Below are 23092 nucleotides of genomic sequence, written 5' to 3'. Positions count from 1 at the left end.
CGGGCACCGCGGGCGATACCGGCGGCTCCCGCGTCTGGGCCGAGGCGGACGGCCTCTACTCGTCGCGGGAGGGGGCCGTCTCGATCGAGAAGGCGACGGCGGACGGAGGGTGGACCGGCGCCTCCTTCGCCACCCGCTGCACCGACCCCTCGGGCGCGGCCGTCAGCGCCGCCTCGCCGGCGTCGAGCACCCAGACCCAGGTGGTCATCGGCGGCGGCGCGGGCGAGGCCTCGGCAGCGGGTCTGACCCTCCGCTGGAGCGGCTCCTTCACCGTCGCCTTCTACGGAGGCATGACCTACTGGAGCGCGAGCGACCCGGTGCTCGAGCTCGACGCCGCCGGGAACGGGCGGCTGACCGCCACCGCGAGCGGATACGGCGCCTCCCGCGACGACGCCTCGGTCTGGCGCCCGGTCCCCGCCGCCTCGGTCGTGCTCGCCGAGGTCCGCGGCGCACCGCTCGGGGCCGGCGGATTCAGCGTGATCCCGGAGTACCGGGGCGTAGCGAGCCAGATCGGCGGGCAGGTGCCCAGGACCGCCGAGAACGAGGCGCACTGGGGATCGTTCCCACCGAGCTTCCTGCGCTTCCAGGAGCAGACCGGCCAGGTCGGCTACTGGCTGACCTCGGGCGGCGTCCGCGATCCGGCGAAGCCCGCCACCCCGCTCCTGGTCAACTACGACGCCTCCGCGCCCGTGGTCGTCGCGGTTCCGGAGACGGGTGCGGCGCCGACGGGCTCCGCTCCCACGGGCCCCGCTCCCACCGGCGGCACGGCGGCGGCGGCCGGGGCCGCGGGGCCGACCGCCGCGACGGCGCCTCCGTCCGCGGCGGGCGCTGCGGAGGCGGGGCTCGTCGGCGAGGCGACCACGGTCGTCCGCGACGGCGGCGGACTGGTGCCGGAGGCGGTGGCGGGTTCCCCGGTGCTCCCGCTGCTGATCGGAGCGCTGGCGCTCGCCGTTCTGATCGCCGTCCTGGCCGTCCTGCACCTCACCGGGTGCCTCCCGTGGCGACGGGGAGCGGCCGGCTGAGCCGCCCGCCCTCGGCCGGTGGTCGGCGCGACTCCTCCGATGCGCAGAACGTCGGCTGCGTCGGTCGGGCCTCCTCTGTCCCGGCAGGGCGGCTGTTCTCCGCTGACGTTCTGCGCGTGCGGTGCGGCTATCCCCGGGAGGAGGCGCGCGCCCGGCGCCGCCCGAGGGCCACGGCGAGTGCGACGAGCGCAGCGGCCCCCAGCAGGATGAGGAGGGCGGCGACCGGGACGGCGGCCAGGCCGAACTCGGCCGTGACCGCCTCCATCGCCGCGGCACCGAAGCCCACGCTGCTGGGCTGCAGGCTCACGGCGCCCGAGAGCCGGAGCAGCGCACCGACGCCGTCGAGGCGCTCCTGCACGTCGATCTCCGAGCCCGGGAGAACCTCCGGGAGCTGCCGCTGCGCGCTCGCCGCGGCGACTCCGAACGGACCGGAGACGCTTGTGGAGGTCTGCCCGGTGATGCGGGTGTTGCCCGTGTTCGCGACGGAGTAGTCGACCGTGACGAAGCCGACCGCGAGGGGGTTCCAGCTGCCCGAGAACGCCACCCGCGGCTCCGACAGCTCGACCGTCGGGACGAGATCGCCCGCCACGCGCAGCTGCAGGCGCGTGCCCAGACGGCGGTCGACCTGGACCTGGGCGTCCGGGTCGTCGACGCGGAGGGACGTGACGATCCCCGCGGGGTGGTCCCCGGGGAGGGCGTCGGCCGGAACGGTCACGGTGAAGGGGACGGCGGCCTCCTGGCCCGGGGCGAGCGTCAGCGACGCGGAGTCGAGGGAGATCCAGGTGCCGGAGTCCTCGGAGGCGGTTCCCGCGGTGAGCACGTCGATCCCGCCTTCGCGGGTGGTGAACGCGTCGGCGGAGTAGAGGTCGAGGACGAGCTCGGCGGCGCCGTCGTTGCGGACCGAGATCGAGTCCTCGACGACGGCTCCGGCATCGAGCGCGTAGTCGAAGTTCGCGCGGACGGCGCCGGAGTCGTCGGCGGTCGGGCCGATGCTCCAGGCCGGGCCGGTCGCGGCGGCGGGCGCGGCGGAGACGGTCGACGCGTCGGCGGCGGGCGCGGCGGAGACGGTCGACGCGTCGGCGGCGGGCGCGGCGGAGACGGTCGACGCGTCGGCGGCGGGCGCGGCCGCGAGCACGACTCCGACGAGGAGGGCGGTGAGTGCGAGGGGGGAGCGGTGCATGGGGTCCGTCTCGGTGCAGGAAGTGGAGTGACGAGAGGGCGGCGCCGCCTCCCGGAGGAGTGCGGCGCCGCCCCGAGGGGTCGCCCGGCCGGTCAGCCGAGCGCGGTGATGGTGAGCGTCGCCGCGTAGTCGCCCGCGGGCGTCGTGGTGGGGATGACGAGCTTCACGGCCGCATCGACGGAGGCGCTCGCCGCGGCGGTGCTGGAGGCGAGCGTCGCGGGCTCGGCGAGTCCCGCCCCGTTCTCGAGGGTCGAGCCGACAGCGGCGCCGGCCGCGACCGCCGGTCCCGCACCGGCGACGCTCGGCGTCCAGCCGAGGTAGCCGGCGTCGAAGCCGCCGGCGGCGGAGGTGAAGCCGCTGACCGACCCGGCGATGCTCCAGCCGTACGGAGTCGAGCCGCCCGAGCGGGTGTCGGTCACGGCGATGGTGTTGAGCGCGCCGTTCGCGACGAACGTCGATCCTGCCTGCACCGCCGTGCCGAGGCTGACGGCGTCGGTGCTCTCGAACGCCCAGCCGAAGCTCCCGGTGGCCGGGGGAGCGGTGACGGCCGGGACCTGGACGGTGATGTCCTGCTCGCCTGGCTCGGTCGGCGGGGTGGTCGGCGGCGTGGTCGGCTCCGGAGTCGTGGCGCCCGTCAGCGTGTACGCGACCGAGAGCGGCGAGGCGGGCTTGGCCGCGTCGCGCGAGCCGCCGGAGCTGTACCAGTAGCTGCTCTGGCCGGTCTTCGCCTGGAAGTCGATGAAGCTCTGCGGGAACGAGCCCCACGACGCTCCGGTGCGCGACTGCGCGGTCCCCGCCGTGGTGACCGCGACGCCGAGGTAGTCCGGAGCGGCCGTGAGGGAGTCGTCGTCGGCCGCGGCTCCGCGGATGTCGGCGAGGACGACCTGCTGCGGGGCGACCGGGACCCACTTCGTCTGGTCGGCCATGTCGGTGCCGTAGCCGCTCGCGGTCGCGGTCAGCGTCCCGTTGCCCGCTCCGTCCACGCTCAGCACCGGATCGGTGGCGGTCCAGTAGGTGAGCCCGCCGTAGAACGCGACGGTGAAGGAGCCGTCCCACTCGATGCGCGTCGAGCCGTCCGCGGCGACCGTGCCGGTGCCGCCGTCGACGAGGACCGCGTTCCGGGTGAGGGAGGCGGTGGAGGCCGGGTTGACGGGGGTGCCCGCGGCGGTCTGGCACTTGGTGCCCCAGCTGGTCGGCACCAGTGCGCCGGAGGCGTCGGGCTTCACGATCGAGACGTTGCCCGCCTCCTGGGCGTAGAAGCCGTCGGCCTCGGTCCAGAGGCGGGAGCTGCCGGTGTCGCCGGCGGTCCCCGCGCTGAGGAAGTTGCAGCCGCCGAAGAACGCGCCGCCGCCGGCCTCGCCGCTGAGACCCCAGGTGAAGGAGGCGTCGGTGACGGTCCCGGGCGAGGCGGCGGCGGACGCGGACGGAGCGAGCGCGAGGGCGCCGCCCGCCAGGGAGACGGTGGCGAGCAGCGCGATGGCGGCACGGTGGATGCGGGGTCGTCGTGGATGCACGGCGTGGTCCTCTCGGAGGATCGGTAAGGGTCGCCTCACCTTACTTAGGGTCACCTTATTAAGGCAATCCTCACTCCGGGCGGTCCGATCGACCCGGCCGTCCCGTCCCGCGCCGCGCGAGCGCCTCCGCAGTGCCATGATCGTGCGCGGAGGCGCACCGCGCCCGAGAGGAGCAGCGCGATGGAGGAGCCCGTCGTCGCGATCGTCTGGATCGTCTCGTTCGTGGTGGTGACCGTCCTGGTCACCGGGCTGTCGGGGCGGGTGAACTGGTCCGCTCCCGTGGCGCTCGTCGCCGTCGGAGCCCTCGCCTCCTTCGTCCCCGGGATCCCGGAGGTGGTGGTCGAGCCGGACGTGGTGCTGTTCGGGATCCTGCCGCCGCTGCTCTACGCGGCGGCGATCCGCACCTCCGTCCTCGACGTCCGCGCTCGCGGCGACAGCATCCTCCTGCTGTCGGTCGGGCTCGTCGTCTTCACGGTCGCGGTGGTCGGCGCGGTGGCCTGGATGGTCGTCCCGGCGATCACGGTCGCCGCGGCCCTCGCGTTCGGCGCGATCGTGGCGCCCACGGACGCGGTGGCGGTCACGGCGATCGCGGGGCGGCTCCGCCTGCCGCGGCGCATGCTCACGGTGCTCGAGGGCGAGAGCCTCCTCAACGACGCGACCGCACTGGTGGCGCTGAACGCCTCCCTCCTGGCGATCGTCAGCACGGTCACTCCCGGGCGCATCGCGCTCGACTTCGTGCTGGCCGTGGCGGTGGGCGGCGGGGTCGGGATCGGCATCGCCGTGCTGCTCGGGTTCGTGCGCAAGCAGGTGCAGTCGTCCGTCCTGGACACGAGCCTCTCGCTGGTGACGCCCTACGTCGCGTTCATCCCGGCGCAGCTGCTGCACGGCTCCGGGGTGCTGGCGGTCGTGGTCGCGGGGCTCTACCTGGGCTACCGGGCGCCGGTCATCCAGTCCGCGCAGGCGCGGATCGCGGAGTCGCTCAACTGGCGGACGATCCAGTTCCTGCTCGAGAACGCGGTGTTCCTCTTCATCGGGCTGAGCCTGTCGTCGGTGGTGGAGGCGACGGCCGACTCGGGCATCGGGGTCTGGCAGACGGTCGGCATCGGCGCGGCCGTGCTCGCGGCGCTGGTCGGGAGCCGCGTGGCCTGGATGTGCATGACGACGCTGCTGTTCCGGCACGGTCCGCGCCGGCTGCAGCAGCGCGGGTGGACCTGGCCGACCGCGATCGGGGTGTCGTTCGCGGGCATCCGCGGCGTGGTCACCCTCGCCGCCGCGTTCCTCCTGCCCGCGGAGACGCCGCAGCGCGCGTTCCTGCAGTTCCTCGCCTTCATCGTGGTGGCGGGGACGCTCGTCGAGGGGCTCGCGCTCCCGCGGCTCGTCCGCGCCCTGAAGCTCCCGGCCCCGAACGAGATGCAGGAGCACGTCGAGAAGCAGATGCTGCTCGCCGAGGCGCAGGCCGCCGGGCTCGCCCGGCTCGACGCGGAGCCGCAGGACGGAGTGGAGGACCGCGTGCTCGACCGGCTGCGGCGGAACGCGACGTTCCTCGCCGACGCCCTGGAGAACCCTCCGGAGGGCGAGGGCGTGGAGCCGCTCCCGCAGGCCTACAACCGGCTCCGGCGCGTGATGATCGCGGCCGAGCGGGAGGCGGTGCTCCGCGCGCGCTCCGAGGGGCGGTACCAGGAGCCGGCGGTGGTGAGCGCTCTGGCGTTCCTCGACGTGGAGGAGGAGGCGCTGGCGGTCGGGCGGCAGTAGCGCCGGGAGGGCGGGGACCCCGGGCGGGATCCCCGCCCTCTCGGCGGTACGGTGTCCGGGCTCAGTCCAGGGTGGAGCGGACCGAGGCGCGGGCCTCGTCGAGCGCGACGCGCAGGGCGTCGACGCTCGCGGTCGTCACGGATCCCGAGGAGGCGGCGGTGCGCAGCTCCGCGCGCAGCTCGTCGCGGAACTCGGTGAGCAGCACCTCGGCGTCGCGCAGGGCGATCCGCGAGGCGGTGCGCGCGTCGGGCGAGGCCGGTGCGGCCTGCTCCGGCGCGGGCTGCTCGAAGGGGGTGCCGGACGTGTCCTGCGGGCGCGGCTCCTCGGCGGAGTGCTCCGGTCGGCGTCCGGGCTCCCGCGAGTCGCGGGCGGCGCTGGCCAGGTCGGCGCGGAGGCTCTTCATCGCCTCCGCGACGCCGAGGCGGACCTCGTCGGCGAGCCGGCGGACGGAGTCGGTGAGCTCCTCCTCGATGTCGCCCAGGTCGGTCGCGCGGTTCGCGAGCTCGGCGCGGCCGGCGTCGGTGATGGAGTAGACGGTCTTGCGGCCGTCGGCCTCCTTCGTGACGAGTCCCTCCTCCTCCAGCTTCGCGAGGCGCGGGTAGACGGTGCCGGCGCTGGGCGCGTAGGTGCCGCCGAAGCGCTCGCTGAGCGCCTGGATCAGCTCGTAGCCGTGGCGCGGCGACTCGGCGAGGAGGTTGAGCAGGTAGAGGCGCAGGCGGCCGTGCGCGAAGACGGGGCTCACAGCGAGCTCCCGTCCATCGGGCGGCGGTCGTCGGCCGGGCCGGTGCCGGGGGAGCCCCAGCCCTCGCCTACCGAGGCGGAGGACGCGGCGACGGACCGGCGGACGACAACTACGTCTCCCGAGACGGAGTTGGCGGCGACGTCGACCCACTTCGAGTCGAGCGAGCCCGTGGTCGAGGTGAAGCCCCGGCCGAAGGTGCCCTTGACGACGGAACCGTCGAGCTGGAGCGTGCCCGAGACGGTGTTGATGCGGTAGCGGGCGCCGAGGCCCTCGTCGACGCGGATCGTGAGGTCGCCGCTGACGGTGTTGGCCTGGATCCGGTCGGGGGTGCCCTCGGCGTCGACGAACACGCTGCCCGAGACGCCGTCGACGGTGAAGCGGGTGAGCTCGCCGGTCGCGGTGACGTCGCCGGAGACGGTGCGCGCGGTGACGCGGCCGGTGTGGCTGCGGACCGAGAGCTCGCCGTGGACGGTGTTCACCTCGATGTCGCCGTGCAGGCCGTCGACGACGATGTCGCCGCCGACCGTCGAGACGCGGGCGTCGCTGTGGAGACCCGAGACCAGGCCGTCGGCCGAGACGGTGTCGAACTTGAGGTCGACGCCGCGGGGGACGAGGAGGCTGATGTCGGCGCGGTCGCCGCGGCGGCCGAGGCCCTTCACGACGTCGACGATGGTGTCCCAGCGGAGCTGGACGTGGTCGATCTCGAGGCGGTCGCCGTCCATCGAGACCTTGAGCGGGCGGCCGTCGACGCTGTGGACCTCCACGCGAGCGGTCGGCTCGTCGTGGGCGATGACGTCGATCTGGCCGCCGACGAGGGCGACCTTGACCGAGCGGACGACGTCGAGGTCGATGACCTTCGTCTCGCCGGCCTGTACGAGCCATTTCTCGAGGGACATGAGCTCCTCCTCCTGCACCGGGGTGCCTTTCTGAAACGCGATACATCGCGAGTGGACGAGAGTCACGATATATCTCGATCGCTGCGGTCGGCAACGGGGCTCGGCCGGTTCCCAGCGTCGACGGGCCGGGACCGGGGCGGGGCCGAGGCGGGATGAGGTCGGGGGCCGGAGCCGAGGCCGCCGTCGAGGGGGTGAGGCCGCGGCGGGCGCCGTGGTAGACCGGGCGCATGGACCCGATCGCGGCACTCGAGCAGATCGCAGCACTGCTCGAGCGGGAGCGGGCCTCCCGCTACCGGGCGAAGGCGTTCCGCCGGGCGGCCGCGGTGCTGGAGGGGATGGCGTCCGCCGAGCGGGACGACCTCGCCCTCGTGCGGCGGGCCTCCGGGATCGGCGACACGACCTTCACGGTGATCGAGCAGGCGCGGTCGGGCCGGGTGCCCGACTACCTCGCGGAGCTGCGCGGCTCGGCTCCTCCGCCCGCGAGCGCTCTGCGGGGACGGCTGCGCGGCGATCTCCACAGCCACAGCGAGTGGTCCGACGGGGCGACGCCCGTCCTCGCGATGGTGGACGCGGCCCGCGCGCTCGGCCACGAGTACCTGGCGCTCACCGACCACTCGCCGCGGCTCCGGGTCGCCCACGGTCTCAGCGCGGAGCGGCTGGAGGAGCAGCTCGCCCATCTCGCTGGCCTCGACACCGGGCCCCTGCGGCTGCTCAGCGGGATCGAGGTCGACGTCCTCGAGGACGGCGCGCTCGACCAGACGGACGAGCTGCTGGACCGCCTCGACGTGGTCGTCGCGAGCGCCCACTCGAAGCTGCGGCTGCCCTCCCGCGAGATGACGGCCCGGCTGGTCGCGGCGGCCTCGGATCCGCGGACCGACGTCCTCGGCCACGTCACGGGGCGGCTGGTGTCGGGCGAGCGCGGCACCCGCCCGCCGTCGACCTTCGACGCCCGGGCCGTGTTCCGCGCGTGCGCCGACCACTCCACCGCGGTCGAGATCAATGCCCGCCCCGAGCGCGAGGACCCGCCGGACGAGCTGATCGCGCTCGCGCTCGAGGAGGGCTGCCTGTTCTCGATCGACAGCGACGCGCACGCTCCGGGCCAGCTGAGCCTGCTCGACTACGGAGCCGAGCGGGCGGAGCGGCTCAGCGTCCCGGAGGAGCGGATCGTGACCACCTGGCCGGTCGAGCGGCTCCTGGAGTGGACCCGCGGCTGAGGATCCTCGCGCGTTGCGCAGACGAACTGCGGCCATCACCCCCTTGACAGGAGGCCGTACCGCGGGAGGAGATCCGACGCAAGTGGCGAAATCCCAGCCGCCCACGCGGCATGCTCGGTACCGGTCCGCTCCTCCTGGGCCGCTCCAGCGGTCGGGAGTCGCGCTCCGTCGCACTCTCCGCTCCGACAGACCAGGTGAACCATGGCCACGCAGACCGCTCTCGACGCCGTGCGCGCCGCTCCCACTCTGCTCGAGGCCGTCCGGATGGCCGACGAGCTGACGGTCGCCGCGGTGAGCGACGGCGGCGGCCGCGCGGTGCGCCTGCTCACCCGCGCCGCTCTGGACCCCTCGGACCAGCTCACCGCGATCGCGGCCGTGCACTCGCTCGCGCAGGTCTTCGACGAGGAGGCCGACCTCGCGCTGCTGATGCTGCTCGAGGACGAGCGCCCGTACCTCCGCGAGCACGCCGCCTGGGCCTTCGGCGGGCGCCTGCCCCGCCCCGCTGCGCTCGGACCGCTGCTGCGCCTGGTCCGCGACGGCGGCTTCTCGGGCATGCTCGCGCAGCGCACCGTCCTGCTCTGGGCCTCCTCGACCCTTGACCTCGTCGCCGTCGCGCTCGAGGGCGCGCTGCTCGGGGAGCGCGAAGCGGCGGCCCGGGCACGGCTCGTCGAGACCCTGGGCCTCGTGCCCGGCGCGATCGCCGAGCGCACCCTCCTGCACGTGGCCGCCGATCGCGCGGAGGGGCTGGAGGCGCGGGCCGCCGCGACGGACGCGCTCGGCGAGCGCGGCTCCGACGACGCCGAGCTCCTGCTCACCGGCCTGGCCGAGGAGGCGGCGCCGATCGGGCCCCTCGCCCGGCTCGCCCTGGGCGACCTCGCCCCCGCACCGGCCGTGGAGGCCGGACCGACGGTCGCCCAGCTCTTCGTCCACGCCGACATCGACGGCACCCTGACGCGCGTGGGCGCCGGCGACAACGGCGGAATCGCGACCCTGCTGGTGCGCCTGGGCGACTCGCTCGTCGAGCAGGAGGGCATCGACCGGGTGCTCACGCTCTCGCGCGGGACCCCGGCCGAGGCCGAGCGCGCGCTCGGCGAGCTGCCCGACTCCGGCCACGGCTTCGCTCCGGTCCCGTTCGTGGGGCCGCCCGTGGCCATGCCTCAGGCGTGGAGCCGTCGCATCGCCGCCGAGCGCGGCATCCGCCGGATCCTGCGCACGGCCGGCCGGGTCGACGTGCTGCACCTGCGGATGGCGGACGTCGGATCCCTCGCGGCGGCCGCGGTCGCCCGGGAGCTCGAGATCCCCGTCGTGTTCACCCTCGCTCCGGACCCGCACGCCCTGATCGCGGGCCTGGACGCCTCCGGCGCCCTCACCCGCGCGGACTTCGGTGAGCGCGACGCCGCCGAGCACTTCTGGTTCCGCGTGCGCCTGGTGCAGCGCCTGGCCGCCGACGCCGCGCACACCGTCCTGTTCCCGCGGGAGGAGCTGGCGGCGACCATCCGCGAGCTGATCGGCGTCGACATCACCGCGCACCCGGAGCGGCACACGATCGTCCCGGAGGGGATCGACGTCGGCCTGGTCGAGCGCGGCGAGGCGGCCGCACGGGCCTCCGCCGCCGGTGAGCCGGTCGCGCTGGACGAGGGCGGCGACCTGGCCTCGCTCGACCTCCTGCTGGAGGAGCTGCCCGAGCACCGCCGCGGCCTCCCGCTGCTGCTCAGCGTGGGCCGCCTGCACCGGGTGAAGGGGATGGCGGCGCTCGCCGAGGCCTGGGCGTCCGACCCCTCGCTCCGGGAGCGCGCCAACCTGCTCCTGGTCGGCGGCGACCTCGCCGACCCGAGCCCCGACGAGCGCGAGCAGCTCGACCGCATCCGCGCCGTCGCGTCCGACGGGCTGCTCCTGGCCGGCCACCGCCCGAACGGGACCGTGGCCCGCTGGCTCGGCGCGATCCGGCACGGCCGACCGGGGCTCTCTGCTCCGGGAGGCGCCTACGTCTGCGCGAGCGTCAAGGAGGAGTTCGGCATCGCCCTCCTCGAGGCGCTCTCCGCAGGACTGGTCGTCGTCGCTCCGGCGACAGGCGGGCCCGCGACCTACGTCGAGGAGGGGGAGACCGGCTTCCTGGTCGACACCGCCGACCCCGCGGCGCTCGCCGCCGGCGCCGCCGCCGCACTGGATCTCGCAGGAGGGCCTCTCGGCGAGCACGCCGCGGCCCGCGGGCGTGCGATGGTCGCCGAGCGCTACACGGTGCAGGCCATGGCTCATGCCCTCTCGGGCGTCTACGCGCACGCGACCGCGGACCAGGAGCGTCCTCTCCGCTCGCCGCTCGTGCTGGGGGCCTCGTGACCCTGCTGATCATCAGCCCCGACTACGCGTCGCACCTGCTGCCGCTGGCGACCCTCGGCACGGCGTGGCAGGAGGCGGGCGAGCGCGTCGTCGTGGCCACCGGCGACGCGACGCGCTCCATCGTCGACGGCTTCGGATTCGAGCACATCGCGCTCCGGCTGGGGCGCGGCTCCAACCCGGGCACGATCCGCGCGGAGGAGCAGGCGCCCGACGAGGGCGCGTCCCTCCGCGGCTTCTTCGACGCCACCCGGCGCGGGATGGTCCCGACCCTCGCCTACCAGGCGCGGGAGCGGCTCACCGACCTGCTCTGGGACCCGTCCGGCGTCGCCGCGCGCCTGCGCGTGATCCTCGACGAGGTGCAGCCCGACGCGATCGTGGTCGACCACCTCGCCTTCACCGCGCGCGTGGCGCTGAAGGCACTCCGCGTGCCCTACGGCGACGTCGTGCTCGGCCACCCCAGCGCGCTCACGGTGCCCGGCGAGGTCTACGGCTTCCCTCCGGTCTGGCCGGACGCCTTCGCTCCGGAGCCGGACGACCTCGATGCGCTCCGCGCCCTCTGCGAGCAGGTGCGCGACTCCTTCACCGCGGAGTGGAACGCCGCCCTCACCACCCTCGACCCCGGGGCGGCGCCCAGCGCCGACGCCTTCGCCGAGAGCGGCGACGTCCTGCTGCTCAACTACCCGGGCGAGCTCCACGACTCGGCCCGCACCGCTCAGCTGCCGCCGCACGCGTTCCTCGGCTCCGCCGTCCGCGAGGAGCCGGACGACGCGGAGGTCGAGGAGTGGCTCGCCGCGTCCGAGGATCCGGTCGTCTACGTGAGCTTCGGCAGCTTCCTCTCGGTGCGCGACGACGTGCTCGCCCGGGTCGTCGAGGCCCTGGCCGGCGTCGTGGCCGGGGGCAGGCCCGTCCGGGTGGCTCTCGCCTCCGGCGCGACCGAGCGCTCGGCCCTGGGCGAGGTCCCCGAGGGCTGGCTGGTCCGCGGCTTCCTGCCGCAGGTCGCGCTCCTGCGCAGGGCCGCACTCGCGGTCAGCCACGGCGGCAACAACAGCGTCACGGAGGCGATGACCGCGGGCGTGCCGCTCGTCGTCCTGCCGTTCTCGACGGACCAGTTCGCGGGGGCGGCCGCACTCGAGGACGCCGGGTTCGCCGCCGTGCTCGACCCCAACGCCGCCTCCACGGGAGAGCTCGCGGAGGCTGCGCGGCGGATGCTCGCACTCGACGCTCCCGCCCGGGAACGGCTGGCGGCGCTCGCCGAGGGCCTCGCCCGCGAGACGGGACCGCAGCGGGCCCTCTCCGCCCTGAGCGGAGCGACCGTCCAGCGCTAGCCTGGGCCGATGGTCGAGCCGACACCGCAGGACCCGCCCCTGCGCGCCGAGCGGGACGCCGCGCGGGCGGAGCCGATGCTGAGCGCTCTCGGGCCGTTCGGGCGCTTCGAGGGGATCGTCCCGCCGCTGTTCGAGGCGGCCGTGCGGATCCTGCACCCGTCCGAGGAGGACCCGCTCCGGCGCTGGCGCGAGGTCGCCGAGCGGGAGGGGACGCTCCTGCATCCGCTCGCGCAGTGGTACTCGCTCACCGGCGAGCATCCCGACGAGTACGCGGAGCCCCGCCTCGGAGTGCTCCCGCTCGACGAGCTCGCGGCCGTCGCGGCCGTGGTCGCGGAGCACACGAGCACTCCCGAGGACTGCCTGGCCGTGTTCTGGGAGGGGTTCGGCGTGCTGAGCGGCGGGTCGCGGATCCTGATCTCCCGCTCGGACGCCTCGGACGAGCTGCCCGAGTGGATGAGCGACACCCGGCCGACCGGCTGGGAGCACCCCGCGACCGCCGCCGCGGCGACGGTCGAGCTGCCGGGGCGGGAGGGGCCTCTGCTCTCGCTCGACGTCAGGGTGCTCGAGGACACCGCGTGGGCGCGCGCGGCGGGCTTCGCCGACGCCTCCGGGCTCGTCGTGCAGACTCCGCTCGCGCTCTGGCCGGAGGACCGGGCCTGGTACCTCGCGAGCGAGGTCGACTTCGACTCGACGCTGATCGGCGGCTCGCGCGCCCTCGTCGACGACCTGCTGCGGCTCTCCGCCGCGGGGCGGATCGAGGCGCTCCTGCTGCCGGAGCAGGTGGACCTCACGAGCACCGGTGACCGGCTCAACCCGAGGCGGCGGTGACGGGGTGAGCGACGAGGACGACGAGCGCTGGCTCGTGGTGAAGGGCCGCCGATGGCGGCGCACCGACCCCTCGCTGCCAGAGGACGTGGTCGCCGGCCTCACCTCGCACCTCGGGCGCGGGCGCTCGGGAGTGCGCTCCGCCAGGATGCACGAGGACGCGGAGGCGGAGGCGCTGGCGCGCAGGAGGGTCGGGCTCGCCAAGCACGGGCTGGGCGAGCGCGGACCGGCATGGTGGGACGAGCCCGAGGCCGATCGTCTCGAGCGCGCCCGCGAGGCGCTGCGGGCGCTCGAGGAGCTCGGCGCTCCGGAGGACTGACTCGGCTTCTGCATACCCCGAGCGTGCTCGTCGGGCGAGGCGGGCGGGGAGTGCCCGAGCGGATCCGGGGAGAGCGCGCGGAACCGCGGCCTGTGGAGGAGGACCGCCCCCGCGGAGGCCGCCGACAGAGGCCGCCAGCCGAGGCCGCCAGCCGAGCCCGCCCGCCCCTAGCGGAACCTCACCACGAAGCCGTCCTCCGGCCCGGTCGGGAAGCTCTGCAGGCTCACGCGCAGATCCTGCCCGTCCTCGACGCCGTACGGGTGCCCCGCGGCCAGGAGCTCCAGCGCCGCGGACAGCAGGTCGACGGTCGCCGGCTCGCCCGGGCACCGGTGGTCGCCTCCGTAGTGCCCGCCGCCCTGGGCGATGAAGCCGTTGCGGTCGACCGGCGACCGGAACCGCTCCGGATCGAAGCGGCCCGGCGCCTCCCAGTGCGAGCCGTGGTCCGTAGCGCAGAGGTCGAGCAGCATCCACTGCCCCGCGGGAAGCGTCTCGCCGCGGAAGTCCAGCTCCCGGCGGGCCCTTCCTCCGACCATCGGGAAGAACGGGTAGAAGCGCCGCACCTCGTTCGCGAACGCGACGCGCTCCTCCTGGTCGGCGAGCCGCTCGCGCCACTCCGGATGCCGGTGCAGCGCGAGCGCCGCCAGCACCACGAAGCGCCCCACCGTGACCGTGGGCCGCAGCACGTTGATCAGCTCCACCGCGGCGACCTCGACGGGCAGGAGGCCGCCGTCCTCCTTCTCGTGCGCGATCCGGTGCAGGGGAGTCGGGGAGGGTCCGGCCGTCCGGCTCGCCTCGGTCAGGCCGCGCGCCCACCGCTCGGTCGAGCGGCGGCGGAGTCGTGCGGCCCAGTTGGGCGGGCCGAAGCGCCCGGCGTTGTCATCGCCCGGAGCTCGTCCGTGCGCCGCAGCACCTCCTCCTCGTCGGCCTCGATGCCGGCCCACGACAGGACCGCGCGGCCCAGGACCTCCGCGGCGACGTCCTGGAGGCGGACCCGCTCGCCGGTCAGCCGGGCGGCGGACGCCTGCCACTCCCGCGCGAAGGCCGAGACCAGTCTCGACCGCTGCTCGGGCGTCTCCACCAGATCCAGGAACATCCGCTTCCGCCTCCGGTGCGGCTCGTCCTCGAGGGTCTGCACGCTGCCCTCGTCCTGCAGGAGGTGCAGCACCGAGCCGGGCAGCGCGCCCTCGCGGTCGAAGCGCCCGCCCTCGTAGAAGAAGCGCGCCGCCTCGATGCCGCGCGCCATGATCACGGGCCGTCCGAGGATCCGGGTGCGGAACGCGTCCGCGCCCACGTCGTCGAAGCGCCGCGTCCCGAAGAGGTAGCCGTCGGCGAGGACGGCCGCGCTGCTGTCGATCGCGGGGAGGACGGGGATCGAGGCGGCGATCAGCCGGCCGATCCCTCGGTGTCGTCGCCCTCGGCCTGCGAGGGCTTGTCGACGCCCGCGTCGTCGACGTGGTCGTGGTTCTGCGGGTTCTCCTGCGGCTGCTCGGTCCGGTCGGTCATGGTGCTCCTCTCGCGTCGGCGCGGTGCGCGCCTCGCGGCCACGGTAGGAAGAGCGCGGCGGACCCGGGTACCCCGTTGACTCGCGGGGGAGGGGCGGGCAGACTCCGCCGCCCTCAGCGCCTCCGCAGGAGGACCGGCGCGGTCGCCCAGACCACGGCGAGCAGCAGCAGCACACCTCCGCCCGCCCAGAGGCCCGCCGGCCCGCCCAGCACGACGTCGAACACGAAGCCCACGACTCCGACGAACAGCAGCGATCCCGCCGCGAGGCACACCGTGACCACCCGGTTGCCGAACCGCACCAGCTCGGCCTTCCTCCGCCGCTGGAACAGCAGCCGGTGGGCGATGACCGGCGCCAGCGCCAGGATCGTGACGCACGCGGCGAGCAGGACGAGCACGAGGTAGAGCGCCACGTCCGGCGGCGCGAGGTCGGCGAAGCGCTGCTGGAAGCACAGCGTCAGCAGGAAGCCGCCCAGGATCTGCGTGCCGGTCTGCACGACCCGCAGCTCCTGCAGGATCTCGTTCCAGTTGCGGTCGGATCGCTCCTCCACCGTCTCGTCGCGACCGGAGTCGGGGGCGGAGGGGTCGACGGGTCGGTCGCTCATGGGACGAGGGTAGAGCTCAGGCGAGCAGGGACTCCGCCAGCGAGATCGCCCCGCGCACCCCGGACTCGTCGCCGAGCGCCGGGCGCACGATGCGGATCCGTCCGCCGCCCGTCCCCGTCGCTCCGGGCGCGCCCATCAGCCGCTCGACCTCGGCCTCGACCGCGGGGACGAGCCCCGGCGTCTTCGACACGCCTCCGCCGACGACCGCGAGCCGCACGCCCGCGACGTAGGCGAGCGTCGTGACGAGCTGCGCGAGGTAGTAGGAGCTGAAGCGGAGGTTCGCGGCCGCCTCCTCGGGGCCGAGGCGGGAGCCGTCGACGCCCCAGCGCGCCGAGATCGCGGGACCGGCGACCAGGCCCTCGAGGCAGTCGCCGTGGAACGGGCAGGTGCCGGCGAAGCCGTCCTCGGGGTGGCGGCGGGGCAGCAGGTGCGCGACCTCGGGCCAGCCGCTGCCGGCGAGGAGCCGTCCGCCCGCGATCACGCCGCCGCCGACTCCGGTGCCGACCGTCAGATAGACGAAGTCGTCGACTCCGGCTCCGGCGCCCCAGCGGGCCTCGCCCAGGGCGGCTCCGTTGACGTCGGTGACCAGCGCGAGCCGGGCGCCCGGTGCGGCCGCGCCGATCGGGCCGAGGACGTCGGTGCCCTCCCAGCCGAGCTTCGGCGTGGAGGTGAGGTGCCCGTAGGTCGGCGAGCCGGGATCGATGTCGAGCGGGCCGAAGGAGGCGACGCCGACCGCGGCGACGGTGCCGTCGACTCCGTGGCCGCTGACGAAGCCGGCCAGATCGGCGAGAGTCTCGGCGGGCCCGCGGGTCGGCAGGGTCGTCGTCGCGAGGATCCGCTCGGGATCAGCGGCGTCGGCTACCGCCGCGACGACCTTCGTGCCCCCGGTCTCGATGCCGACGAGGAGGGGACGGTCGGCGGTGGCGCTCATGGATCTCCAGGGCTCGTGCGGTGCGTCTCGGGTCTCAGCAGGCGGACAGCGAGCGCACCTGCGCCGACAGGGTCAGGGGGCTGCCGAGGAGCAGCACCTGATCGAGGTCGTGGCCCTGCATCTTCACACGGGTGCTGCGCGGCAGGCAGGTCGGCTCGCTGAGGTAGAGCGGGGCGCCCTGCTTCGCGGCGACCGGGCCCACGGCCAGCGCGTCGGCGAAGCCGGTGGCGGTCGCGAGGTAGACGGTGTCGCCCAGCTCGGACGGCGGGAAGACGTCGTTGAGGCGTCGGCTGGTGTCGTGGCGGTCCGTCCCGGCGATGCGCGACACGGTGTCGGCGATCTTCGCGGCGCGCAGGTCGGCCTCGACGGCGGTCGAGATCGACGGCGCACCGCCGAGCAGCTGCACGGAGGAGGGGTCGAGTCCGGCGAGGGTGTCGCGGGTCGGCTGGTCGAGGCGCGAGCGGGCGCCGTCGACGAGGAGGACGGGCTCGGCGCGGCGGCCGGCGATCGGCGCCACCGAGAGGGCGTCCGGGAAGTTGGTGCCGGTCGCGACGAAGACGTTCTCGTAGCTGCCGTCCGGGAAGGCGTCCTCGACGATCCGGCGCGAGGTGTCGTAGCGGTCGACGCCCTCGATGCGCTCGGTCGGGATCCCGAGGGCCCTCACCTGCTGGAGCACCGAGTCGCTCACGGAGAGGGCGCTGCCGACCACGACGATCCGCTGCGGGGCGAGGCGGCGCAGCTCGTCCGCCACCACGGCGGGCAGGACGCTCGGGTCGGTGAGCAGGAGGGCGCCGCCCTGCTTCGCGGCGGCGGGGCCGGCGCTGAGCGCGTCCGGCCAGTTCGCTCCGCTGGCGAGGTAGACGACGGGGGCGCCGTCGGCGAATCCGGAGGCGGTCACCGCGACGGCGGTCGCGTACCGGTCGGTCCCGGCGAGGCGGGCGACGTCGGAGGAGTAGGCCGACGGGAAGAAGTCGATGCCGCTGCGGCCGCCCGGCGGCACGGAGACGACCGCGCGCTCGTCGAGGCGGGCCAGGCGGGAGAAGTACTGGTCGTCGTAGGCGGGGTACCCCGGCTCCACGAGGCGCAGGAGGTAGTCGCCGGCGGGCAGGGCGAGGTCGCCCGTGTCCCACGCACGGGCGGCGCCGGGGGCTCCGGTGACGGGGACGGTGTCGAGCAGCGAGTACGTCCCTCCGTCGACCCACCAGGCCTGCACGTCGAAGGAGGGGGAGGAGACGCCCGGGACCGCGTCGGCGGTGACCGATCCGGACAGCTCGGCGGTGCGCAGGAGGGAGATGGCGACGGACTCGTCGGTCCCCCGGGTCGTCCTCGCGGCCTCGGCGACCGGGGTGTCGCCGAACCAGGTCGGGTACCAGTCGTCGCTGCCGATCAGGTTCGCGCGGACGGTGAGGGGCTCGCCGCCGGGAACGGGGAGGGAGAAGTCGGCGCCCGTGTTCGCCTGGGCGACCACGTCACCCTCGGCGTCCTCGACCTGGACGTAGAAATACGGGTTCTCGGGGGCGGGGTGCTCCTCATCGGCGTCGCGGAGCGCGATGGTGCCCGAGAGGACGACCTCGGCGGCCGCCTCCTGCGCGGCGCTCGCGCCCGGGAGATCGGGGGCGGCGACGGCCGGACCGGCCGCGAGGCCGGCCAGCAGGAGAGCGGAGACGCCGATCGCGGCGAGGGAGCGTGCGGGCACGGCGGGCCTTTCGGCAGGATCCGCGGGAGGCCGCGGCGGACACGGTGTCTGAATGGTAGCCGCCGCCCGCCTCCGGGCGAGAGCGGGTGTCGGCGGGATCGGCCCCCGTCCGGGGGACGATGGTGGTGGATCCCCGGGGCCGCCGGAGGAGTCCGCGCGAGCAGGCTCCCCCGGCGACCCGGGTCGGATCCCCTACTTGACGACCGCTGCGGTGGCGGCGGAGGTGCGCGTCGCCGTCGTGTAGTCGGCCTTCTTGCCGGTGACGGTCACCGTGATCTTCTTCCCCACCGTGGCGCTGGTCGGCTTGTAGGTGGCGGAGGTCGCCCCGGAGATCGCGGTGCCGTTCGCCTTCCACTGGTAGGTGAGGCCCACCGGCGAGGGACCCCACGAGCCCGGCTTGGCGGTCAGGGTGGAGCCGACCTTCGCGGTGCCGGTGATCGTCGGGGTCGCGGCGGAGAGGGTGCCCGCCACCACGGCGCTCGTCTTCGCGGAGGTCTTCGTCACGGCGGTGAATCCGGACTTCGACCCCGTGACCGTCACGGTGATCGTCTTCCCGAGAGTGGCGCCGGTCGGCGTGTACGTCGCGGACGTCGCCCCGCTCAGAGCGGTGCCGTTCGCCTTCCACTGGTAGGCGAGGGCGACGGGGGAGGGGCCCCAGGTGCCGGGCTTCGCGGTGAGGGTCGAGCCGACCTTCGCGGTGCCGCTGATGGTCGGCGTCGCAGCGGTGATCGCGCCGCCGGTCACGGCAGCGGTCCCGGAGGAGACGCGTGTCGTCGAGACGTAGCCCGACTTCGAGCCCGTGACGGCGACGGTGATCACCCTGCCCGCGTCGCCCGCGACCGGACGGTACGTGGTGCCGGTCGCCCCGCTGATCGCGGTGCCGTTCGCGCGCCACTGGTACGCGAGGGCCACGGGGGAGGGGCCCCAGGTGCCGGCGCTCGCCGTGAGCGTCGAGCCGACCGCGGCGGTGCCGGTGACGGTCGGAGTCGCGGCGGTGAGGGCGGTGCCACCGATGCGCACGACGGTCGATGCCGCCCCGCTGTCGCCTCCGGCGTTGATCGCGCTGACGCTCATCGTGTAGGTGGCGCCCGCCGCCAGGTGCGTGAACGTGAAGGAGCGGGCGGTGGCGGCGACCGTCGTCGACCACGGACCGGCGCCCGCGTTGTCGACGCCGTTGCGCGAGACGCGGTAGCCGGTGATCGCCGGGTTGCCGGCCGACTCCGGAGGCGCCCACGAGATCGTCGCGGATCGCACGCTGTCGTTCGTGGTGCCGGCGACGCGCGTGGGGACGGACGGGGCGACGTAGGCGTCGGCGGTGCGGGTGACTGTTGCCGCTTCGCTGGTGCCGACCGCGTTGATCGCCTGAACGGTGAAGGTGTAGGAGGTGTTCGGGCGGAGGTTCGTGAACGTCTGCGAGCGGCGGTCGGCGGCGACGACGGTCGACCAGGGGCCGCTGCCGGACGCGTCGGTGCCGTTGCGGGCTACCCGGTAGCCGGTGATATCGCTACCGCCGTCGTTCCAGGGGGCAGCCCAGGTGACGGTGATCGCGGTGCCCGAGGAGTACCCATCGACGTAGTCGGGCGAGAAAGGCGCCGATGTTCCGGTGCCGAAGGTGACACACGACTCCGGGGAGTGCGAGAAATCAGGAGACTCGTTGTAAGGGCGCTCGCTGAGCGACGCTGCCCACACGCAGAACTTGTACCGCTGGAACGGGGCGATATTCAGGTCGACGGACGTGGCGTCGGCGTCGAGGTAGCTATCGTAATCGGGGTACTGGTCCCAGTCGTCCTGCGAGTTCAGGTTGTCGAGGTCGTAGTAGTACCGGTCGAAATTGCAGTCTTCACCACCGGCGGAAGGCCTCTCCCAGCGCGCCGTGGCAAGAGACGAGGTCGGATCTGCCGCGACACTCAGATCGCCCGGCGCGGGGACGTCCCAGAAGTGGTAGAGCGACTCCTCGGCGGGGGCGCTCTGGGTGGAAGAGGCGACCAGAGACTCCCCGTCCGTCCCGCCGGAGTATGGAGCGTTCAGGTCCGAGACGCTGGACACCTCGATGTAGTAGTAGTCCCAGGACCGCGGAAGGTCGAACGTCGATGTCGTGGCACGCCCCGTCTCGATCAGCTTTGCGGAGTAGACGTCACCGTCTTCGTAGTAACCCGAGTACTGGCTATACACGTGGATCCGATATCCGGCCGTCGCCGACGCGGACGGCGTCCAGGAGACGGTGACCGCATCGGTGCAGTCGTTGTCGGTCACGGTCACGTTCGTCGGCGCAGCCGGCGATCCCGCGGCCTGGGCCGGGGTCGCGACGAAGAGGGAGAGGAGCAGGGCGAGGAGAAGGGAGACGCTGAGGGTCTTCGTTCGCATGGAGGAGGGCATCCGGATTCGTCGGAGCGAGAAGGCCGACGACTGTCGGGCCGGAGGGATCGTCCCATGCCGCTTATCGCTGCCCTAAGTCCCCCATTCAGGGCAGAATTCGGCGGATTCCACAGATGTCATCAGCGCGATGACAAGAGAGAGGGATAAGGCCTTCTCGTCGAGAGGCGCAGCGTCGTCGCTCCGAAAGCCCCTGCCTCAGGGCGAGGAAGAGGAGTCGCGGCGGCAACATAGCGCCCCGTGCGAGAACCGCGGCGGTTTTCCGCGCCGCACCCACCGTTCACGCGCGTTCCGTGCGCCCCACGGCGAGAACCGCACGATCGACGCGTGCAAGACTGGGCGCGAGCGTGCTCCATCCCGCTGCGTCATGCGCGGGGCACGGAGCCACTGGACCCGGTCCGCTCATCCGCATCCTTTCGCAGGAGGACTCGAATGACCGATACCGCCGTGCTCGCCGAGGCACCCGCCCGAACTCCCGTCGCGAAGACGATCCTGATGTGCCGTCCCGAGCACTTCACCGTCGTCTACCGCATCAATCCGTGGATGGACCCGCAGGTCCCCACCGACACCTCCCTCGCCGTCCGGCAGTGGCAGACCCTCTACGACACCTACGCCGATCTCGGCTTCACGATCGAGCTGATCGAGCCCGAGACCGGACTGCCGGACATGGTCTACGCGGCCAACGGCGGATTCGTGATCGACGGCATCGCCTACGGCGCCTCCTTCACCTACCCCGAGCGCCAGCCCGAGGGCCCGGCGTACATGGACTGGTTCCGCTCGGCCGGCTTCGACGTCCGCGTCCCCGAGGAGATCAACGAGGGCGAGGGCGACTTCCTCCTCGTCGGCGAGCGGATCCTCGCCGGCACGGGCTTCCGCTCCGCCTCCGACTCGCACGCCGAGGTCGCCCGCGTCTTCGGCCGCGAGGTCGTCACGCTCGAGCTCGTGAACCCGTCGTTCTACCACCTCGACACCGCGATCGCCGTGCTCGACGACACGAACATCGCCTACCTTCCGAGCGCGTTCAGCGAGCAGGGCAACCGCACCCTCCGCGAGCTCTACCCCGACGCGATCCTCGTCTCGGAGGAGGACGCGTCCGTGCTCGGGCTCAACTCCTTCTCCGACGGCCTCAACGTCGTCATCGCCTCCCGCGCGACGGGGTTCGAGCGCCAGCTGCGCGAGCGCGGCTACAACCCGATCGGCGTCGACCTGTCCGAGCTGCTGCTCGGCGGCGGCGGCGTGAAGTGCTGCACGCTCGAGCTGCGCCGCTGACCCACTCCCCGTGGTCGGCGACCCGCAGCGCCGACCCACCCTCCACTGTCCACGATCCGTCGCACTCGACGCCGAGTGCGACGACTCCTGGAGAGTCGATCGTCCCCTCAGGAGGAACGACATGAGCATCACCGACACCGACACCGCCCGCTCCGCCGCCCTCATCGCCGCGGAGGAGGAGCACGCCGCCCACAACTACCACCCGCTGCCCGTCGTCGCGGCCACCGGCGAGGGCGCCTGGATCACCGACGTCGAGGGCGTCCGCTACCTCGACTGCCTCGCCGCCTACTCCGCCGTGAACTTCGGCCACTCGCACCCGGTGCTTCTGGAGGCGGCCCGCGAGCAGCTCGGCCGCGTCACCCTCACCAGCCGCGCGTTCCACAACGACCGCCTCGGCCCGTTCGTCACGGCGCTCGCCGCGCTCGCTGGCAAGGACATGGTCCTGCCGATGAACACGGGCGCGGAGGCGGTCGAGTCGGGCATCAAGGTCGCCCGCGCCTGGGGCTACCGGGTCAAGGGCGTCGCTCCGGGCCGGGCGAACATCATCGTCGCGGCGGGCAACTTCCACGGCCGCACGACCACGATCATCTCGTTCAGCGACGACGCGGAGGCGCGCGACGGCTTCGCCCCGTTCACGCCCGGATTCCGCACGGTCCCGTTCGGGGACGCGGAGGCCCTCGAGGCCGCGATCGACGACGACACCGTCGCCGTGCTGATCGAGCCGATCCAGGGTGAGGCGGGCATCGTCGTGCCGCCGGCCGACTACCTCCCGGCCGTCCGCGAGATCACCGCTCGCCGCAACGTCCTCTTCATCGCGGATGAGATCCAGTCCGGCCTCGGCCGCACCGGCGCCACCTTCGCCTGCGACCTGGTCGGAGTCGTCCCCGACGTCTACCTGCTCGGCAAGGCGCTCGGCGGCGGCATCGTCCCCGTCTCGGCCGTGGTCGCGGACGCCGACGTGCTCGGCGTCCTGCAGCCGGGCCAGCACGGCTCCACCTTCGGCGGCAACCCGCTCGCCGCCGCCGTCGGCCTCGCGGTCGTCGAGATGCTCGCGACCGGCGAGTACCAGGCCCTCGCCCGCGAGCGCGGCGCCCAGCTGCACGCCCGCCTCGAGGCGCTCATCGGCCGCGGAGTGGTCGCCGTCCGCGGCGCCGGACTCTGGGCCGGCATCGACATCGACCCGCGGCTCGCCTCGGGCCGCGCCGTCTGCGAGGCCCTGATGGCCCGCGGGGTGCTGGCCAAGGACACGCACGGCTCGACGATCCGCCTGGCGCCGCCGCTCGTGGTCACCGCTGCCGAGATCGACTTCGCCGTCGACGAGCTGGAGGCCGTGCTCGAGTCGCTGCGCTGAGGCGCACCGTCCCGCCTCTCTCCGCGAGATGCCGCTCCGGTCCGCGACACGCTGTGTCCGGCGTGCCCGAGTGGCATCCCGCGGGAGGGGGGAGGGACATGTTGAGACGGGACGTCTCGATGTCGCGGCAGGCCGTCGCCGCTCTGCGATACTCGCGCGATGAGCACACCTCTCCCGCCGGAGAACACCCCGCCCTCGTCCCCAGGACGACCGCGGCGATCCCGACGAGTGCTCCGAAGAC

Annotated in this window: 18 protein-coding genes and 1 pseudogene; 9 read left to right on the top strand and 10 right to left on the bottom strand. The window is 74.1% G+C overall.

Annotation, left to right across the window (positions count from 1 at the left end; translation table 11 throughout):
* A pseudogene (locus tag C5C27_RS18035) lies at positions 1–1022 on the top strand (hypothetical protein); the annotation flags it as partial.
* A 127-nt stretch (positions 1023–1149) separates the two neighbouring features.
* On the opposite strand, the gene C5C27_RS10115 reads toward C5C27_RS18035, so the two are convergent.
* A complete protein-coding gene (locus C5C27_RS10115; protein ID WP_104314301.1) occupies positions 1150–2202 on the bottom strand; it encodes a WxL protein peptidoglycan domain-containing protein in 1053 nt (350 codons plus the stop codon).
* A 92-nt stretch (positions 2203–2294) separates the two neighbouring features.
* On the bottom strand, positions 2295–3716 hold the full coding sequence (locus C5C27_RS10110; RefSeq protein ID WP_104314300.1) for a hypothetical protein: 1422 nt from the start codon (positions 3714–3716) through the stop codon (positions 2295–2297).
* Between the two features lie 180 nt (positions 3717–3896).
* Between C5C27_RS10110 and C5C27_RS10105 the strand changes: the two genes are divergently transcribed.
* On the top strand, positions 3897–5468 hold the full coding sequence (locus C5C27_RS10105) for a sodium:proton antiporter (RefSeq protein ID WP_104223748.1): 1572 nt from the start codon (positions 3897–3899) through the stop codon (positions 5466–5468).
* A 61-nt stretch (positions 5469–5529) separates the two neighbouring features.
* Here C5C27_RS10105 and C5C27_RS10100 read toward each other — a convergent pair whose 3' ends face one another.
* A complete protein-coding gene (locus tag C5C27_RS10100) occupies positions 5530–6210 on the bottom strand; it encodes a PadR family transcriptional regulator (RefSeq protein WP_104314299.1) in 681 nt (226 codons plus the stop codon).
* Complete coding sequence (locus tag C5C27_RS10095; RefSeq protein ID WP_244230533.1) at positions 6207–7106, bottom strand: hypothetical protein; 900 nt, start codon at positions 7104–7106, stop codon at positions 6207–6209. The genes C5C27_RS10100 and C5C27_RS10095 overlap by 4 nt, the downstream gene beginning before the upstream one ends.
* Before the next feature lie 227 nt (positions 7107–7333).
* Between C5C27_RS10095 and C5C27_RS10090 the strand changes: the two genes are divergently transcribed.
* From C5C27_RS10090 to C5C27_RS10070, 5 genes are all read left to right on the top strand, one after another.
* Positions 7334–8320: a PHP domain-containing protein gene (locus C5C27_RS10090; protein ID WP_104314298.1), complete on the top strand. Its 987-nt coding sequence runs from the start codon at positions 7334–7336 to the stop codon at positions 8318–8320.
* A gap of 201 nt (positions 8321–8521) precedes the next feature.
* Entirely contained in the window at positions 8522–10657 is a 2136-nt protein-coding gene (locus C5C27_RS10085; RefSeq protein ID WP_104314297.1) for a glycosyltransferase, read from the top strand.
* Positions 10654–11982, top strand: a complete 1329-nt coding sequence (locus C5C27_RS10080) for a glycosyltransferase (RefSeq protein ID WP_104314296.1) — start codon at positions 10654–10656, stop codon at positions 11980–11982. The genes C5C27_RS10085 and C5C27_RS10080 overlap by 4 nt, the downstream gene beginning before the upstream one ends.
* A gap of 9 nt (positions 11983–11991) precedes the next feature.
* Positions 11992–12810, top strand: coding sequence for a hypothetical protein (locus C5C27_RS10075; RefSeq protein ID WP_104314295.1), 819 nt, complete (start codon positions 11992–11994; stop codon positions 12808–12810).
* 4 nt (positions 12811–12814) lie between these two features.
* Positions 12815–13126 (top strand): biopolymer transporter Tol, encoded by a 312-nt coding sequence (locus C5C27_RS10070; RefSeq protein WP_104314294.1) that lies wholly within the window; start codon positions 12815–12817, stop codon positions 13124–13126.
* A gap of 167 nt (positions 13127–13293) precedes the next feature.
* Here C5C27_RS10070 and C5C27_RS10065 read toward each other — a convergent pair whose 3' ends face one another.
* The 6 genes from C5C27_RS10065 to C5C27_RS10040 form a co-directional block, all read right to left on the bottom strand.
* Positions 13294–13824 (bottom strand): cytochrome P450, encoded by a 531-nt coding sequence (locus C5C27_RS10065; RefSeq protein WP_104314293.1) that lies wholly within the window; start codon positions 13822–13824, stop codon positions 13294–13296.
* Positions 13825–13922: 98 nt separating this feature from the next.
* Positions 13923–14417: a hypothetical protein gene (locus tag C5C27_RS10060; protein ID WP_104314292.1), complete on the bottom strand. Its 495-nt coding sequence runs from the start codon at positions 14415–14417 to the stop codon at positions 13923–13925.
* 325 nt (positions 14418–14742) lie between these two features.
* A complete protein-coding gene (locus C5C27_RS10055; protein ID WP_104223741.1) occupies positions 14743–15231 on the bottom strand; it encodes a DUF6328 family protein in 489 nt (162 codons plus the stop codon).
* A gap of 16 nt (positions 15232–15247) precedes the next feature.
* The gene (locus tag C5C27_RS10050; protein ID WP_104260859.1) at positions 15248–16162 is read right to left on the bottom strand and encodes an ROK family protein; all 915 of its coding nucleotides are present in this window, start codon (positions 16160–16162) and stop codon (positions 15248–15250) included.
* Positions 16163–16196: 34 nt separating this feature from the next.
* Positions 16197–17858: a cell wall-binding repeat-containing protein gene (locus C5C27_RS10045; RefSeq protein WP_104239528.1), complete on the bottom strand. Its 1662-nt coding sequence runs from the start codon at positions 17856–17858 to the stop codon at positions 16197–16199.
* Between the two features lie 192 nt (positions 17859–18050).
* Entirely contained in the window at positions 18051–20222 is a 2172-nt protein-coding gene (locus C5C27_RS10040) for a fibronectin type III domain-containing protein (RefSeq protein ID WP_181133497.1), read from the bottom strand.
* 441 nt (positions 20223–20663) lie between these two features.
* Between C5C27_RS10040 and ddaH the strand changes: the two genes are divergently transcribed.
* On the top strand, positions 20664–21500 hold the full coding sequence (ddaH, locus tag C5C27_RS10035; protein WP_104314290.1) for a dimethylargininase: 837 nt from the start codon (positions 20664–20666) through the stop codon (positions 21498–21500).
* Between the two features lie 121 nt (positions 21501–21621).
* Positions 21622–22851, top strand: a complete 1230-nt coding sequence (gene rocD / locus C5C27_RS10030) for an ornithine--oxo-acid transaminase (RefSeq protein ID WP_181027169.1) — start codon at positions 21622–21624, stop codon at positions 22849–22851.
* The last annotated feature ends 241 nt before the right edge of the window (positions 22852–23092 follow it).

Origin of the sequence: Rathayibacter sp. AY2B7 (genome assembly GCF_002931635.1) — a bacterium.
GTDB lineage: Bacteria > Actinomycetota > Actinomycetes > Actinomycetales > Microbacteriaceae > Rathayibacter.
This window is presented reverse-complemented; position numbering and strand designations above follow the sequence as displayed.